A 15,771-nucleotide genomic window follows, 5' to 3' on the forward strand; every position below is an offset into this window, starting at 1 on the left:
GTGCAGGCAGGGCCGCCAGCGTGGGAACACTGGCCGAAGCCCGTGGCGTACAGGGACTCGCCAATACCATCGACAAGATAGGCAATCATACCGGCTATGGACTGACCGGCGGTGCCATGATCGGTGGATCTGCGGCAGAAGGCGCAAAAAATACCATCCTGAATCTCGGCTATGAGGACCTGAAAGACAATCCCCGGTTCCAGGAACTGTATCAGCAGACCTATGAACAGGCCGGGGGCGGTGATACCCGTGAGCCTTTTGAGCAGGCCAAGGCACTGCTGGCTGAAGAAGCGGCACAGGCTGCTTTCCTGCCGGGCGCAGGGGTTGGGGCATTGTCCATGGGCATCGGTGGTCCTGCCCTGGAAAACGTCATCCTGAAAACCGCCGGTACCCGTGGCACCAATGCCCTGAAAGGGTTGCTGACTGAAGGAACCCAGGAGTTCGGTGAAGGCTACGGCCAGCAGATAGCCGAAAACTATGGCCAGCAACAGGCCGGTCAGAATGTCGGCCTGACCGATAATGCCCTGGGGCAGGCCGTGACCGGTATGGTCATCGGTGGTCCAGTGGGTGGTCTGGTGGGTGGCCTTGGCCGGGTACGGAACCCGGAACAGGTCAGTGCCACTCAGGAAAAACTGAACGACTTAATGAGTCAGAACCAGACCCTGCAAGACCAGATGCAGGAGCCCAACGCCGACCAGACCATGCTGGCAGAGCAACTGCGGCAGAACTCGATGGCCATTGCCAATCTGGAGAGCTGGTTGCAGCATCATGGCGAGCAGGTGCCGCAGGCCGAAGCCGAAGCACAGGCCGCACCGGAAGGCTGGGCGGAGCATCACCAGGGCTATACCGACCCATTGACCGGGCAGTACCACCCGCCTGCTCCGAAGGTGGATATGCCGACAGGGTGGGATGACCATAACCCGAATGATCCTCCTGGTGGTGGCGGTGTGTCCGACAACCCGAATGCAGGGCCGCAGGACTTTAGTCATTACGACCAGCCAGCCTATGGACGCAGGCAAGCCCGTCAGAGTCAGCCACAACAAGAGCAACAGCCACCGTTGCTTGGAACGGAAAACGCCATTTATGTCGAACCCAACAGTCCGGCCCAGCGAGGCGAAACCACCTTTACCGGCCCTGGCTTTGAGCAGCAGACCAATGCGCCCTACCGGCCAGAATCACAACCGGCACCACAACCCGCACAACAGCCACCGCAGCAACTGGGCTATTCGCCCACCGACTTTACCGGCAACCGCCATGGCACCGTGTCTGCCGATGCTGAAGCCGTACAGCAGGACAGCCAGCAGCGCCGCCGTGATCAGATCGACAAGGCCCCCGGCCAGCACCCTGGCTCCCCGGAGTATACCGGCGACCCCGATCAGGACCTGACCAGCTACACCGAACGGATGAACCGCCTGAACCGCCTGTTCCGTTCGTTCAACTGGCGTAAAGGGGATACCGGCAAGAAGCGCCGCGTCCGCAGACTGATCGAGAACCAGCGCAATCTGGAAATGAAAGCCCGTAAAGGTGGCCGGGGCTTTACGCCGACCTCCATGCAAGAGGCACTGGCCAACCTGAAGGCCATGGTAGAAAGCGGGGAAGGTATCCGTTTTGAACGGGAAGTGCAGGCCATCGAGGCTCGCCAGCGGCAGGAAGGGATGCAACTCACCCCGCAGCAGAAGTCGGGGACACCCTCTGGAAAAAAGCCGGTACTGGGCAAGGCCGACGAAACGGTGATGGCCGATGAACGGGAAGTCAGCACGCAGTATGCCCTCTATGAACAGTCCGACCTGATCACCAGCCACAACGACACCGGCAGGGTCAACCCGGACTACCCGGCAGAACTGCAACCGAGGGATCGGGCGAGGCAGGCCAGTGAAACCCAGATCCGGGGCATTGCCAGCAAGCTGAACCCGAAGAAACTGGGCGCTAACCCGCTGGCCAGCAGTGGCGCGCCGATCATTGGCAGTGACCGGGTGGTGGAAAGCGGCAATGGCCGGGTGTCTGCGATCCGCAAGGCATACCGCCTTTATGGGGACCGGGCTGAAGCCTACCGTCAGTATCTGAAGGACAACGCCGAGGCCTTTGGCCTGAAGCCGGAGGCTATAGACGGCTTCAAAGAACCGGTACTGGTGCGTCAGCGTCAGGGCAAGCTCGATACTGAAGACCGGGTATCCTTTACCAAGGAGGCCAATAAGCCCGAAACCGCTACGATGTCTCCGGCGGAAAAAGCCAAGCTGGACGCCAGCCGTATTACCCAGGAAGACCTTAACCACTTCGATACCGATGGCACGGGCGACTTGCTGCACCGCAGTAATGACACCTTTCTTGCCCGGTTCGCTGACCGGCTCGGTGATGAATCCGCAGAGCTGAAGACCAGAGAGGGTCACTGGAATAAACAGATGCGCGACCGGGTGGAGTCGGCCCTGTTTATGAAAGCCTACGATGATGAACGGTTGAACAGCCTATTTGCCGAGGACGACAAACCGGACCTGAAGAACCTGATCAAGTCGCTGGCCATGGCGGCACCGCACTTTGCCAGGGCCAAGGGTATAGATCCTGAGCTCGGTGGCTATGGTGTTATTGATTCACTGGTGGAAGCCAGCCGTATCCTGCAAGACAGCCGCAACCGTGGCCAGTCGGTGGACGAGATTCTGGACCAGCGTTCCCTGCTGGACAGTTTTAGCCCGGAAACAGAACTGTTCGCCCGCTGGCTCGATGCCAACCTGAACAAGTCAAAGCAGGTGGGGCAGGCACTCTCTGAGCTGGCCAGCCAGATTGAGCAGTACCTCCAGAAGCAGGGGCAGGCCGGTGGGGATATGTTTGGCAGCGAAGAGGCTACGCTGAATGATCTGATCGACCAGACCAACCAACAACTGGAGAGAGACTATGGCGACAAGAGCACTCCGATCAAGGACCCGAAAACGACCCGGCAAACCGGACCTGTTCAAGATGCTCAAGGCAGCAACGGAAAAGGTGAACCGGGAGAACCCGCAGGGCGAGCAACTGAGTCTGCCCCAGGAACCGAGAAAGCAGCCGATGAAATAGACGACCTGCTCGATGCCGTTGACGATGGCACCCTGGACAGCGACGAATGGACGGATGATGATTTTGCGGGGATTGAGGAAGAAGGCAGGAAATACAACAGCCGCAATGCGCCTCACTACTCGGTGCCTGGCATCAAGAGTCTCGGTGGTGCAGAACGGGCAGCCGTCAAGCGGTATCTGGATGGCCGGGAGGATAAGGCCGGTATTGTCGCACGGCTGAAGAAGCTGGCCGATACCCCGTGGGCAAGGAAGACCGTGCAGTCCATATTGATCCGTCAGACCATTGATGATCTGGTGGTTGGGCGGGAGGTGGATTACCGGTCGCTGTTGTCGGAAAAAAACAACGCCTCAATGCTCAAGGATTTAAAAGAGGGGGGTGAAGTTGGACTATGGCGCTATCTACATAGGGAAGACCTGTTAGGCCATGCCGGGAAGCCAGAAAACAGCATTAACGGCAGTTTTGTGGATTGCCTGCCTAGCCGTGACTGCGCCTCATTCTGCTACGCCACCAAGGGTAATTACCGATTCAGTAACCCGCTGATCAAGTCGGAGCTGGTGAATTGGGCCGTAGAGACCGACCCGGTAAGAGCTGCCAATATCGCCTCAAACAATTACAAGGCCACTGCTGAGTATTATCAGAATAAAGCCCTGAGAATGTTTGATATGGGCGATGGCTCCATGGCGTGGCTGCCCTTTATCAAAGAGATGAACAAGGAAGGTATTCGCCTCCAGATATTCAGCAAGAACCCGGACTTTCTGAAGCAGGTGCCAGAGGTGAACTGGCGAGCCCTGTCGGTGGATAACAGCAATTTTGAACTGGCAGCACAACATCCTGACCTGGAACTGGCAGTGGTATTTGACGGCCAGCAGAACGGTATCGACTTTGTACGGTCTAACCTTGACCGGATACTGGTAATACTGCCCATTAAACACGGGCAAAAAGTGTTGGGCGATAAGGCCACCCTGCGCCGTATGCTGGGGCTGGACGCAATGAAAAGGGTCTGCCCTATTGATGGCGGCTGGAAAAAGATCAAGCACCCTACCGAGCCAAAGAAAAACTTTAACTGTACCTCCTGCGACAAATACGGAGGAATGGGTTGCTTCCATGGCAATGTCACCAGCAAGGTAATGAAGGCTGCCACAGCAGACCCCCATGAAAAAAACCTGAAACAACTGAAAGAGGAAATAGAGAATGACCCTGACAAATTCGGAGGCAAAGAGAGCGCGGCAGAGTTGCTTGGAAACCTGGGCAAAATCCGATCTGCGCTACGGGCATCTGTTGACTCCAGAGCAGAAGAAGCAGATGCAGGCAGCAAGGGACAAGATACTGAAGGCACAATCCGACTTCGACAAATTGATGAACCAGGGGGCAGATACCGAGCCGGAGAAAACGAACAACAAAGCGGAGTAGAAGAACGCAAGCGCCGTGGCAAAAAATCTGATCTGGAAGACGCCGGTCAGAAAGACCTGTTCGCCTCCCCTGATCTGTCTGGAGAAGAACGCAAACAGCAGATCATCGAGAACCAACGTGTTCTGGTTAAGCACGTTGAAACCGGCACCATAAGGGCTGGCACCGACACCATCCACACCCACGACGACCTTGCCCACTTCATCGCCCCGATCCGCAAGCTGGCGCAGGAGGAAATGTACGCCATTGTGCTCGATGGCAACGACAAGGTGATCAATGTCATCAAGCACAGCAAGGGGCAGAAAGCCTCTGCCTCCGTGTCGCCCTGGACACTGGCCGGTGCAGTGGTCGCCACACCGGATGCCAAAAGCGTCTGGTTTGCCCATAACCATCCGTCCGGTGATCCTGAGCCAAGCACCTCCGATGTGCATATTACCCACAGCCTGAACGATGTGCTGGACGGCAGTGGCGTAATAAATATGGGTCATGCTGTGGTGGGGATCACCGGCCACGCCAGGATTATGGATGCCGATGGCACGGTGCAGGCGGGAACGGTGGCACCTAAGCGCATGGCGCGCAATCAAGCATTCCCCATTACCGAACGGCGACTGCGCTTTAACCGGCCTCACATCAACTTCAGCTCACCGGAAACGGTGCGACCCTTTCTGGATACGATCAGTGGCAATGCCGTGGTGTTGCTGGACAGCAAATACAATGTCACCGGCGTCCTGCCATTGTCGGACAGCGACCTGAAGACCCTGCGACACCCCACGGATAACCCGGCGGCTGCCCGGATTATGACGGCACTGGACAGCACCAACAGTTCGTCGGTCATCCTGAAAAGCAGTGGTTCACCACTGGCCATGAAAGGCACCCGGAACCTGATCAACTTTTTCAACCGGGGCGACCGGATTAATGTGCTGGATCACTTTACCGGCAAGGAGGGTGACTACCAGTCAGCCGCTGAACAAGGCTTCCCTGACCTGAACGAGGGAGGTTTCTTCTACGCCCTGCGCAAAGACACCAACGCCAAAGGCATCCAGTCCGGCCCCCTGCGGCTGAAGCTGAAGCCGCTGGAGCAGAAACTGGGTCAGGCCATTCATGTATTGCAGTCTGAAACCGAACTGCCCTCACACCTTTACCAGAAGGTCATTAGCGACAAGGCACAAGGCCGGGTGCGGGGCCTGTTTGACCCGGACACGGGCGACACCTACCTGATCGCTGCCAACCTGGACAATGTGGGCGAGGCAACCCGTACCGTCCTCCATGAACTGGTGGGCCATAAAGGCGTCCGTGGTTTGCTGGGCAAGCGGCTGGATACCGTGCTCGATGAAATCCACCGGGATATGAGCGACCGGCTGAAGCAGGCACTGGCCAAACGCTACGCCCGGCAGATGGAAGGCAAGAGCGAGGCAGAAGCCAACCGGATCATTGCCGAGGAATACCTGGCACACCTGGCGGAGAAAGATCCGAAGAACGGCCTGTTGACCAAAGTGGTCAGCATGATCCGTAATGCCCTGCGCCGGTTGTTCCCCAACATCAAGTGGACCGATGCCGATGCAGTGGAGCTGCTCAGTGCTGCCCGTGGGCATCTGAAGCGTAATGGCAGCTTTAATCCCAACGGTCCGAAAGGTAATCGCTATAACGATGCTGGCCGTGCGCCCACTTTTTACTCTGCCGTAGAGCGCAGTGCCGCCGCCGTGAAGTCGGACAAGCTGCCTGCCCAGAGCTGGCTGAATGCCATCAAGAAGGGCAACAACGTGCAGGACGAGGAAATCCAGTGGATGGGGCTGGACCTGTGGCTGGCCCAGAAAAGTAAAGAGCAAAAAGGCCAAAAGCTGAGCAAGTCAGAGGTGTTGGATTTTATCCGGCAGAATGAGGTGCGGATCACCGAAGACCTGAACGTGGATGGCTTCGATGAACAGGAGCTGGACGACCGGGTTTATGAAAAGCAGCAAATGTTTATCCGTGAACGCATTGGTGATTATGAGCATGGTTATTCACTGGATGAACTGGCTGATGCTCTGGAAGAGGCGCGGGAAGATTTGCGGGAATCCGAGTATGACTTTCACTATGACGAGCTGAAACAGCGGTATGAAGATGAAGAGTTGGATGACCATGAAGTTGAAGCCCTGCTGGACGACGATGGCGATCTGAATGAGTCAGCTCTGCATGAAGAAGCCCAATGGCGAGCCAATAACAGCGTCGATAATATGGGCGACAAAGAACTGGTACGTGATCATGTCAGCTATTCCGATAAGGAAGACGCCGCACTGGAAGCCTGGGAGAACGACTACGAGTCTGATTATCGCAGTGATATGGAAGCAGAATTGCGGGATGAGTCCGATGTCCAGTACCGGCAATACGCCATGCAGGGTGGCGAAGATTATTCCGAGCTGATCCTGTTCCTTGATAACAACAAGACTGTATTTCCTGCTGATCATCCGAACCATAAGAACCGGAGCCCCATCACCGAAGAAGAAGCGGGCGATCTGAGCCAGGGCGTTTTGCCCAACGACTTGAAGGTGAATGATTCAGAGTGGGGAGCGGAGTTCAGACATTACACCCTCTACCGTGTCGATGCTGATGGTAACAGAACCATCATCACCACCGGCCACGCCTCCGCAGCTTCTGCCATTGCCGCAGCGGTCAGCGAACACCACTCCTTTGCCCGCTGGGAACAGGATGCCTACACCGATAGCCACTGGGGTGAGGCAGAAAATGCGCTGGCCCATGTGCGCTTTCAGACTTTTAATGAAAACGTCCATGGTCGTAATGAACGGATTCTGTTTATTGATGAAGTCCAGAGTGACTGGCATCAGCAGGGACGGGAAAGAGGCTACCAGACACCAGAGGCCATAAAAGCCAATGAGGAATGGATAAGAAAAATTGATGCCCTGAGAAAAGAAAAGCGGGAAAAGACCAATGAAGAACAGACCGTAGACACTGAAATCTATATGACCAAAGACCAGTTAAACCTGCTGAATGAGCAAATGGCCAACGAAGAAGGCTGGAACGACTGGGGCGACGAAAAACTCAAGGAAAAGTTGCAACCACAGATTGACCAGATAAGGGGTGAACTCAAGGAACTTACCAGGCGCAAGGAGGCGTTGCTGGATCGACTAAGGCAGATAGAAACCGAACTGGAATCACTCTACAGCCATAACTCTGCCATGAATACTTATCGCATGAAGCCCGATGCTCCCCTGAAGGAAAACTGGCCCAATCTGGTGATGAAACGGATGATTCGCCACGCCGCTGAAGAAGGCTTTGACCGGATTGCCTGGAGCAACGCGGCACAACAGGTGGAGCGGTATCCAAGCCTCGGGCAGGTGGTGCAGGAACTGAAGGTAGAACCGGGTTTTGATAAAACAGGTCAGGTGTCTTACTTCAACCTGACTGTGACAGACAGAAATGATAACCGGCGCAATCACCGGGTTGTAGAAGCCGAGCTGGAAGCCTATGTGGGTAACCAGGTGGGTGCAAAAATCAGGGAACGTTCCGGTGAGATTCAGCGGTGGCTGAAGGAACGAGAAGCCAGTTATGAACTGCGCCGCATGGCTCACTTTGATAAGTATGAAATTATTGATGCGAACGGCGAGGTCATGCACGACCAGTATGGCGATATGTTGCTTTTCAGGAGTAAAGAACGGGCTCAGGAATATTTAAAAGATCACGTCTACGACCAGCATCAAGAATCGTTCACGATGGAAAACTTGGATGATGTGATCGGTGACAGTGGCGCCAGGGGCATGAAGGAGTTCTACGACAAGCGCCTGGCCAACTACATGAAGAAGTACACCAAAAAGTGGGGTGCCAGTCTGGAGCCTGTGGATATTCACTTCAGTGGCTCACAATATCCTTTCGATACCAAGCCCGATACCGTCTGGTCAGTCACTGTGACCGACGAGATGAAAGACTCGGTACTGAAAGATGGCCAGCCCCTGTTTGCTCTTAAAAAAGGGGCTCGCAAAAAATCAGCGCGAAGTGATAAGGCGCAACAACCGGACTCTTCCCGTTATGCTCTGAAAGATATGCCTGATGAGGTTGCCGATGTCATCAGGCAGATTCACGGTGCAACCCAGCCCGAAAGTTCCATGGAACGGTTTAAAGCGTGGTGGGACTGGGAGCGCATTCAGCGAGAAATTAATCAGGGAGTGTTTAATCCCTATGCCGCCCTGGAGCATAACGAGAAACAACTGAATAACGGCAAGTTGCTGGACGCTTCGCTCTCGGCCAGTAAGGCAGCATTTTTGACCCGTAACCTCGATGCCACCATGGAGGTGATGCTGCATAAAGGCACGCCAATGCTGAAAGACGGCAGTGTCATTATAAAGCCCGAAAGCAAAGGTCTGTTGGATCTGCTGAAGCCGGTTGCCCAGCGTAATGAACTGGAACTCTGGGAAACCTGGGCAGGCAGTGTTCGTGCCCGACGAATCATGGATGAAGATAAGGCTGCCCAAGCCAAGGGTAATCATTTACTGGCACAGGGACAGGCCATGAAGGAAGCTCTGAATGCCACAGCACCGGATAACTGGCAGGGAGGGCGAAGTGCCTGGAACCGAGCCATGAAACAGGTCAATGAAGACCTGAAACACGGCAAGGCTCTGAGCCAGCAAAACCGGGAGAACCTGTACGACGATAAGAAAATAAACACCATTCAGAACTGGGTGAATACTCAACCACAACTGCAGCAGCGATTTGAACAGGTGAAGAAGGATTATCAGGCTCACAATAACGATCTGCTGGACTTTCTCACGGATGCCGGGCTGGTGGATAGAGATCTGCGCAAACTTTGGGACACCGACGACTATCTGCCGTTTAACCGGGTACATGATCTGGAAGATAAAGAGCAAAATGGCCCTCGCGCCAAACGGGGGCTGTCCGGGCAAAAGTCTGGTATCCAAAAACTGACGGGGGGTGTGGAGAAGATCAGCCCACTGGAAGCGATGTACCGCAATACCCGTTCGATGATTGATGCGGCGTACAAAAATATCGCCATGCAGCGGATTGTGAAAGACGGTGTGGCAGTGGGTACCCTGGAACAGGTTGATGCTGCGATACGTATAACCGACGACGATGTTCTCAATAAACTGCGGGAGATGGATCAGGACACCAATCTGACAGCAGCTCAGATGAGACGATGGAAAGCCCTGCTGTCGAAATACGCGGTCCTGGGGGAGGGGGCTGTCCGCGTTTCGGTGGAGGGTAAACAGCAAACCTATCTGGTGAAGGACGACCCGTTATTGCTGGCCTCCATTCAGGATCTGGGAGCCCCGACCCACAGCACACTGATGAAACTGCTGGGGATTCCACGCAAGGTACTGACAGGTGCGGTGACATCGGTACCGGATTTTATGCTCCGCAATCTGTTGAAGGATACCATCTCTACGGCGGTGCATATTGCTCCAGAGGTCAATGGCAAACCATTAACCCTGAATCCACTGGCCGGTGCCGTGCGAGGCTTCAGAAAATCCCTGAAGAACGATGAGACCCGCTGGGCCATGATGATGGGCGGCGGCGGTGGCAGCGGTTATTACTCGGTTAATTCCAATAATATCCGGAAAAAGCTGTCTCCGGATGAACAGAAAAAAGTCCTCAGTCTTACAAAGCAACTGATCAACCTTTGGCATCAGTTTGGTTCCCGCTTTGAGAACTCCAACCGTTTGCATGTCTATGAGCAGGTAATCAAGCAGGGCGGCTCACCGGCGGAAGCGGCTTATCAGTCCATGGACGTATTAAACTTTACCCGCAGCGGCCAGTGGCCCATCGTGCAGTTTCTGGTGCAGACCCTGCCGTTTTTTAACAGCCTGTTGCAGGGAATGAACCGATTGTGGCGGGGCATAAAGCCGGGAGATAACTGGAACCGACAGTCGTTTTCATGGCCGGTCATCAGCCGGGGCCTGATGTATGGACTGGCTGCCTGGGCATTGATGCGCCACTACGAAGACGATGACCGGTACAAAGAACTGTCCGACCATGACAAGTTAATGTACCACCACTTCTGGATCGGAGAAGGGAATGATGGGCACTACCGGATACCCAAACCATTTGAAGTGGGCGCTATCTTTGCCACCCTGCCGGAGATCATTACCCAGAGTCTGGATGGTAATGAAGATATGAAGTGGACGAAGGATATGCTCTATATGCTGATAATGAGTACTTTTTCGCTGGAGTCCACACCCATCCCCCAGGCGATAAAGCCCATTTGGGAAGTGGCCGAGAACCGCGACCGGTTCCGGAACCAGCCCATTATTCCCATGCGGCTGCAGAATCTGAAGCCGGAAGCCCAGTTCGATCCTTACACCAGCGATACATTAAAAGAGCTGGTCCAGTACCTGCCGGAAGCCGCTCCGGACTGGATGCGATCACCGAAAAAACTGGAGCATTTGTTCAAGGGGTATTTCGGTACCCTGGGTGGTTATATCTTGATGGCCACCGATGCCATGACCCGGGAAGTGACCGACGCTGCTCCACGCCCAGGCCGCAATAAGCGTGATTATCCGGTGCTTGGGTCATTTATCCATGATGGTGTGAACAGCAGCAACCGTTACACCAGTGAGCTGTATGAAATGAACAGGGATGTAGAAGAGATTGCCGCCAGTATCAAACGGTATCAGGAGTCTGGTGACACCCAGCGGGCCAGAAAGCTTGAGCAGTCATCGGCAATAAAGCTACGCAACAAAGCAGGGCTTCAGAAGACCAGCCGTGAGATCAACAACTTGAGGAAGGAGGTGAGAAAGGTAATGGAAGACCGACTGATGAGTCCAGACAATAAGCGACAAAGGATAAATACACTGAACCAGCGGATTAACCGGTTAGCAGCTGATGCGGTAAAACGGTATCGATAGTCTTCAGTAGTAAGATCTTGTGCACAGGGACAGCGAACCCTGTGGCCAGAAACCGTCAGGCTTTGGGATTAGTGGTTTGAGTCAGAAGGTTTTGCTTCTTTCGGTGCTTTGGATTGCAGAGTGAAAAGGGCCAGAGTCAATGCTTCTTCACTTTCAGGGAAAGAGAATTGGCAGCGATAGAGATAGGCAAGCATATTGGCAGCAGCCTGGTCGGTTCGGAGTGTCGTTTGATCCATTTACCACTTCCGTTGTTATGAGTTTATGGTGTTAAGGATGTTTGGCATCCTTGTAGTCCTATGGTGCATCATAAATATGGTTATGTATACAGTAAAAAGATTGAGTACTAATTGTAATTTTTTCAGCATAGTGCTCAATATGTCGATATCCTATTGAATTCAATAAGAATAATTTCGTTCGAAAGCAATGAAAAAATTTTAAAATCTTTGCAGTTTAGGCGTGAATCGGGTGTCTTGTACCCAGTGACCGTCGCATGCACAGTAAAGTGTTCAATATGGGAACTAATAGCGAATTGGTAAACAAATACCACTGTAAACTGTTCGGTGGTACTATTTTATGCCTATGCAACTATACAATTGTCGTGCAAAAAGGGTTACCAGACTATTCCTGAAAATGTAGGGATGGGCGGTAGCGTGGGAGGGGTTAGCAAATTATCGGTAGTGCTGTTGCATTTCATTGATGTCGTTAAATGAACAACCAAAATCCTGATTTCAAATTTGAAAAAATCAAGATCTGATACCGTTGATTAATTAGTTACAGGCAAGCTTTTGTGCGACACAGATCCGTATAATCGTCTGTTCAATGCCTAAGGATACATAATGCCATATCCGATAGACCGAAAACTTGTAATTGCAGTATCTTCAAGTGCCCTTTTCGATCTCAGCGAATCACATGCTGTGTATTTGGAAAAAGGACCAAAGGAGTATAAAAAATTTCAAGAGAAAAATATTGATAGCACACTTGGAAAAGGTGTTGCGTTTCCTTTCATAAAAAGATTCTTAAATTTAAATAAAAGGTTTGAAAGGCAGCAACCAGTAGAAGTTGTTTTGTTATCCAGAAATTCTGCGGCAACAGGGAAAAGAGTTTTTAGATCAATTAAACATTATGGGCTTAGTATAAGTAGAGCTGCTTTTATGGAAGGCAGATCGCCATATGAATACATTCCTGCATTTAATGCTTCTCTTTTTCTTACGGCAAATAGTGAGGACGTTGCTAATGCCGTTGGAAAAGGCTATCCAGCAGGAATCGTTTTACCTGGCAAAATAGTTAATGATGATAACGATGAAGAGTTGAGAATTGCATTCGACTTTGATGGAGTCATTGCTGACGATGAAGCTGAGGCCGTTTTTAAGGGTGGTGATTTAGAAAAATTCCATGAATATGAAGACAAAAATTCAAATATTCCTCACAAACCTGGACCTTTAGCTGACCTATTTAAAAAGTTATCATTCCTTCAAAAACTTGAGGAACGTGAAAGAGAGCGTGATGCCGACTATAAACCAATAATTAGAACTGCAATAGTAACTGCTAGAAATGCTCCAGCGCATGAAAGAGTTATCACAACTCTCGAGGACTGGGGAGTAAGTGCAAATGAATCATTCTTCTTGGGTGGCATGGTGAAAAATAGAATTCTTAGCCGTCTTAAGCCACATATGTTTTTCGATGATCAGATAAGTCATTTAGAGTCAGAAACTGGGGATATTCCTATGGTACATATTCCATTTGGTATAGCTAATTCGTAGTCGGCATTGGGAAAATGTTACCAGATCTTTATTTTTGCATGTATGCAAGGTTCTAGGTATGACCCCGATTTTTAAATAACTATCAAAAAATTCCAGCGGACACTCGCTCCGCTCGTGCCGTTGGATTTGGCGTTATGTGCTCATTCTATAAACAAATATTTTTATAGGCAGAAACTTTACCGTTTGTTGTCGTCTACTATTCTGTAGGTAGCCGATCAGATTCAGTGTATTGCAACTGCACACATCAATAATAGGAATCATGATGAAAGTTGAATGGTTTACATACGACAAAGACGACGGTATTAAGTTGCCAGAGTGGGCGAGGTCTTTCGCGATAGGTCAAGATGGAACAGTTTTTGTTCCAGGTGCTATTTCAAATGTGTCTGAGCATGAAGTCTTTCTATGTTCCTGTTTCGATGGAACGCCACATGTAATATTTAAAAATCATAAGTTTTTTCCTTTAAAATGGCTTTCAGAGGAGTTCCCTAAATCAAAAGAAATTTGTGCAATCATAGAGCAGAGAGCAGATGAAGTTAAGGAGCACTCATGAGTTATTATGAAATATTAACTTTATGTGTTTCAAGTCTTGCTGTAGTAGTTTCGTTGGTTGCCATTATACGCACCAGGAAGGTTGACACAGCTATGCTTAGGCTTGAAGAAGTTCACGCTGAGTTAAGCAAGAAGCAAATTGAATTAATTGAGAAAGAAAAGAAAGAACAGGAAAAAGCGAGTATTAAGGTTGAACTCGTGAAATATAGTCGTTCTGATTATAAATTCCATATAACAAATCATGGTAGATCACCAGCAAGAAATATTAGATTCAGTTTGACACAAAATTGTAATGATAATCCTTTGGTCATGGGTGAATACAAAGATAAAATACCGTATCCACTACTAAATCCAGATGAAACCTTTACCTTAATCGCGGCTATCACACTTGGCATGTCATCAACAATTTTTCCAGTAGAAGTGATCTGGCAAAATGAGGATGGTAGCGACGAAAAGCGAGTGTGTGTTACATCATTTTAGCCGAACGAGCAACACACATGAATCTGGTAGGGCTGGTCTTTCGAGGAAGCAACCCCAATTATTCAATAAGGCTTGACGTACTGATGGCCAATGCTGTCTGGCAAAGGCGGGATAAGCTTCAATGTTGAAATCATTAAGGAGTATTTAGAAATGTGAAAAATAATTAGAGGGTTCTTGGAAAAATATATGGAAACTATCAAGAAACAATGGGGTAAAAGCCCTAATCCATTAGTGCTATTTATCATCAGGTTTGATTCTAAAAACTGACTATTTGGAGAGCTTGAAACTCATCATATTCTGCGCATTCCGGAGCATTCGGCCACCCATTCCACTAACATCCGGCCACCGATTCCGGAAGTATCCGGCCACCCATTCCGGTAACATTCGGCCACCCCCCATCGGAGCGCAGCGACGCATCGGTTTGCAGCTTAGGACGTAGGTTCGGACTTCGCCAGTTTTGCCTGTTTCTTGCGCAGTGACTCACCCTTCAGAGGGACTCGGTGGGCGTTATGAATCAACCGGTCCAGAATCGCATCTGCCAGTGTCGGATCACCGATCAGTTCATGCCAGTGATCAACCGGCATCTGGCTGGTAATCAGCGTGCTCTTGAGGTTGTGCCGGTCTTCAAACAGCTCCAGCAAGTCTCGCCTCTGACTTTCGTTTAAGGGGGCAAGCCCCCAGTCATCCAGAAGGAGCAGGTCGGTTTTGGCCAGCGTCGTCATGATCTTCAGGTAACGACCATCAGCACGGGCAAGGCTCAGGTCCTGAAGCAGTCTTGGCAGCCTCTGGTACTGGACTGTATAACCATCGCGGCAGGCTTTCTGTGCCAGGGCACAGGCCAGCCAGGTTTTACCAACCCCGGTTGGTCCGGTGATAATGACGTTTTGATGATCCTTTATCCAGCCACTGCCCAGTAACTGTTGAAACTGCTCACGCTTGAGTCCGCGAGGGTGGCGGAAGTCAATGTCTTCCATGCAGGCATGCTGCCTTAGTCGTGCATTTTTTAAACGGGTTTTCAAGCGCCGGTTATCACGGACAGTCATTTCCCGATCAACCATCAGCCCCAACCGTTCATCAAACGACATTTGTTCTATGTCTGGACTGTTTAATTGCTCATTAAGTGCTTCATACATGCCGGATAGTTTCAGCATTTGCAGTTTTTCTAATGTTGGATTCAATAACATGGTTCTGGTTCCTTTCTCTATTATTCGTGCTGGATTAGTTGAAGTAGTCAGAGCCACGAAGGTTCTCATGATGATCCGGCAATGCAGGTTCCGGTTCCAGTTGCGGCAGCGGTTGTTGATCCAGGTTGTGCTTCAGGATTGATTCGAGACTGCGATAAGAGCAGGCATCAGTATACAGTGCACGACGACAGGCGTTTTCAAGGCGGGCATCACCATAACTTTTTCCCAGCCTCATGATGCCAAGGCAGCTGCGATAGCCTTGTTGCGGATAGCGACGGTCTGAGAGGATTCGTCGTATCACGGCTTCTGTTTCAGGCCCTGCTTGGGCGGCCCAGTTCTGGAGTCTCTCAGGTGTCCACTCGGCATGCTGTCTGTGCTTTTCCGGCATGTGTTCAGGCTGAGTGCTATACCGGCCTTTCTGGTACAACCGTTGATGACTGGCGACCCGTTTACCCTGGTAAAAGCACTCAACCGTATTCTGGGTGAAGCGAACAG

The 15,771-nt window shown here is 51.4% G+C and carries 6 protein-coding genes and 1 pseudogene; 4 read left to right on the forward strand and 3 right to left on the reverse strand.

The window, feature by feature from the left end:
- Positions 1-20 precede the first annotated feature (20 nt).
- Positions 21-11,303: an LPD38 domain-containing protein gene (locus tag ACO6UY_RS22400; protein WP_422491301.1), complete on the forward strand. Its 11,283-nt coding sequence runs from the start codon at positions 21-23 to the stop codon at positions 11,301-11,303.
- 68 nt (positions 11,304-11,371) lie between these two features.
- Here ACO6UY_RS22400 and ACO6UY_RS22405 read toward each other — a convergent pair whose 3' ends face one another.
- Complete coding sequence (locus ACO6UY_RS22405) at positions 11,372-11,539, reverse strand: hypothetical protein (protein ID WP_422491303.1); 168 nt, start codon at positions 11,537-11,539, stop codon at positions 11,372-11,374.
- Between the two features lie 600 nt (positions 11,540-12,139).
- Between ACO6UY_RS22405 and ACO6UY_RS22410 the strand changes: the two genes are divergently transcribed.
- The 3 genes from ACO6UY_RS22410 to ACO6UY_RS22420 all read left to right on the forward strand — a co-directional run bounded on the left by ACO6UY_RS22410 (position 12,140) and on the right by ACO6UY_RS22420 (position 14,092).
- Complete coding sequence (locus ACO6UY_RS22410) at positions 12,140-13,063, forward strand: 5'-nucleotidase (RefSeq protein WP_422491305.1); 924 nt, start codon at positions 12,140-12,142, stop codon at positions 13,061-13,063.
- A 259-nt stretch (positions 13,064-13,322) separates the two neighbouring features.
- Entirely contained in the window at positions 13,323-13,613 is a 291-nt protein-coding gene (locus ACO6UY_RS22415; protein ID WP_422491307.1) for a hypothetical protein, read from the forward strand.
- The gene (locus ACO6UY_RS22420) at positions 13,610-14,092 is read left to right on the forward strand and encodes a hypothetical protein (RefSeq protein WP_422491308.1); all 483 of its coding nucleotides are present in this window, start codon (positions 13,610-13,612) and stop codon (positions 14,090-14,092) included. The genes ACO6UY_RS22415 and ACO6UY_RS22420 overlap by 4 nt, the downstream gene beginning before the upstream one ends.
- A gap of 428 nt (positions 14,093-14,520) precedes the next feature.
- Here ACO6UY_RS22420 and istB read toward each other — a convergent pair whose 3' ends face one another.
- Both istB and ACO6UY_RS22430 read right to left on the reverse strand, forming a co-directional pair.
- The gene (gene istB / locus ACO6UY_RS22425; protein ID WP_422491310.1) at positions 14,521-15,276 is read right to left on the reverse strand and encodes an IS21-like element helper ATPase IstB; all 756 of its coding nucleotides are present in this window, start codon (positions 15,274-15,276) and stop codon (positions 14,521-14,523) included.
- Between the two features lie 34 nt (positions 15,277-15,310).
- A pseudogene (locus ACO6UY_RS22430) lies at positions 15,311-15,771 on the reverse strand (IS21 family transposase); the annotation flags it as partial.

Origin of the sequence: Endozoicomonas sp. ALE010, from assembly GCF_049310165.1 — a bacterium.
Taxonomy (GTDB): Bacteria; Pseudomonadota; Gammaproteobacteria; order Pseudomonadales; family Endozoicomonadaceae; genus Endozoicomonas.

What these genes read in the sequence shown, in the direction of transcription:
- ACO6UY_RS22420 (WP_422491308.1), top strand. Translation starts at nt 13,610, where the DNA reads ATGAGTTATTATGAAATATTAACTTTATGTGTTTCAAGTCTTGCTGTA.
- istB (WP_422491310.1), bottom strand. Translation starts at nt 15,276, where the DNA reads ATGTTATTGAATCCAACATTAGAAAAACTGCAAATGCTGAAACTATCC.
- ACO6UY_RS22415 (WP_422491307.1), top strand. Translation starts at nt 13,323, where the DNA reads ATGATGAAAGTTGAATGGTTTACATACGACAAAGACGACGGTATTAAG.
- ACO6UY_RS22410 (WP_422491305.1), top strand. Translation starts at nt 12,140, where the DNA reads ATGCCATATCCGATAGACCGAAAACTTGTAATTGCAGTATCTTCAAGT.
- ACO6UY_RS22405 (WP_422491303.1), bottom strand. Translation starts at nt 11,539, where the DNA reads ATGGATCAAACGACACTCCGAACCGACCAGGCTGCTGCCAATATGCTT.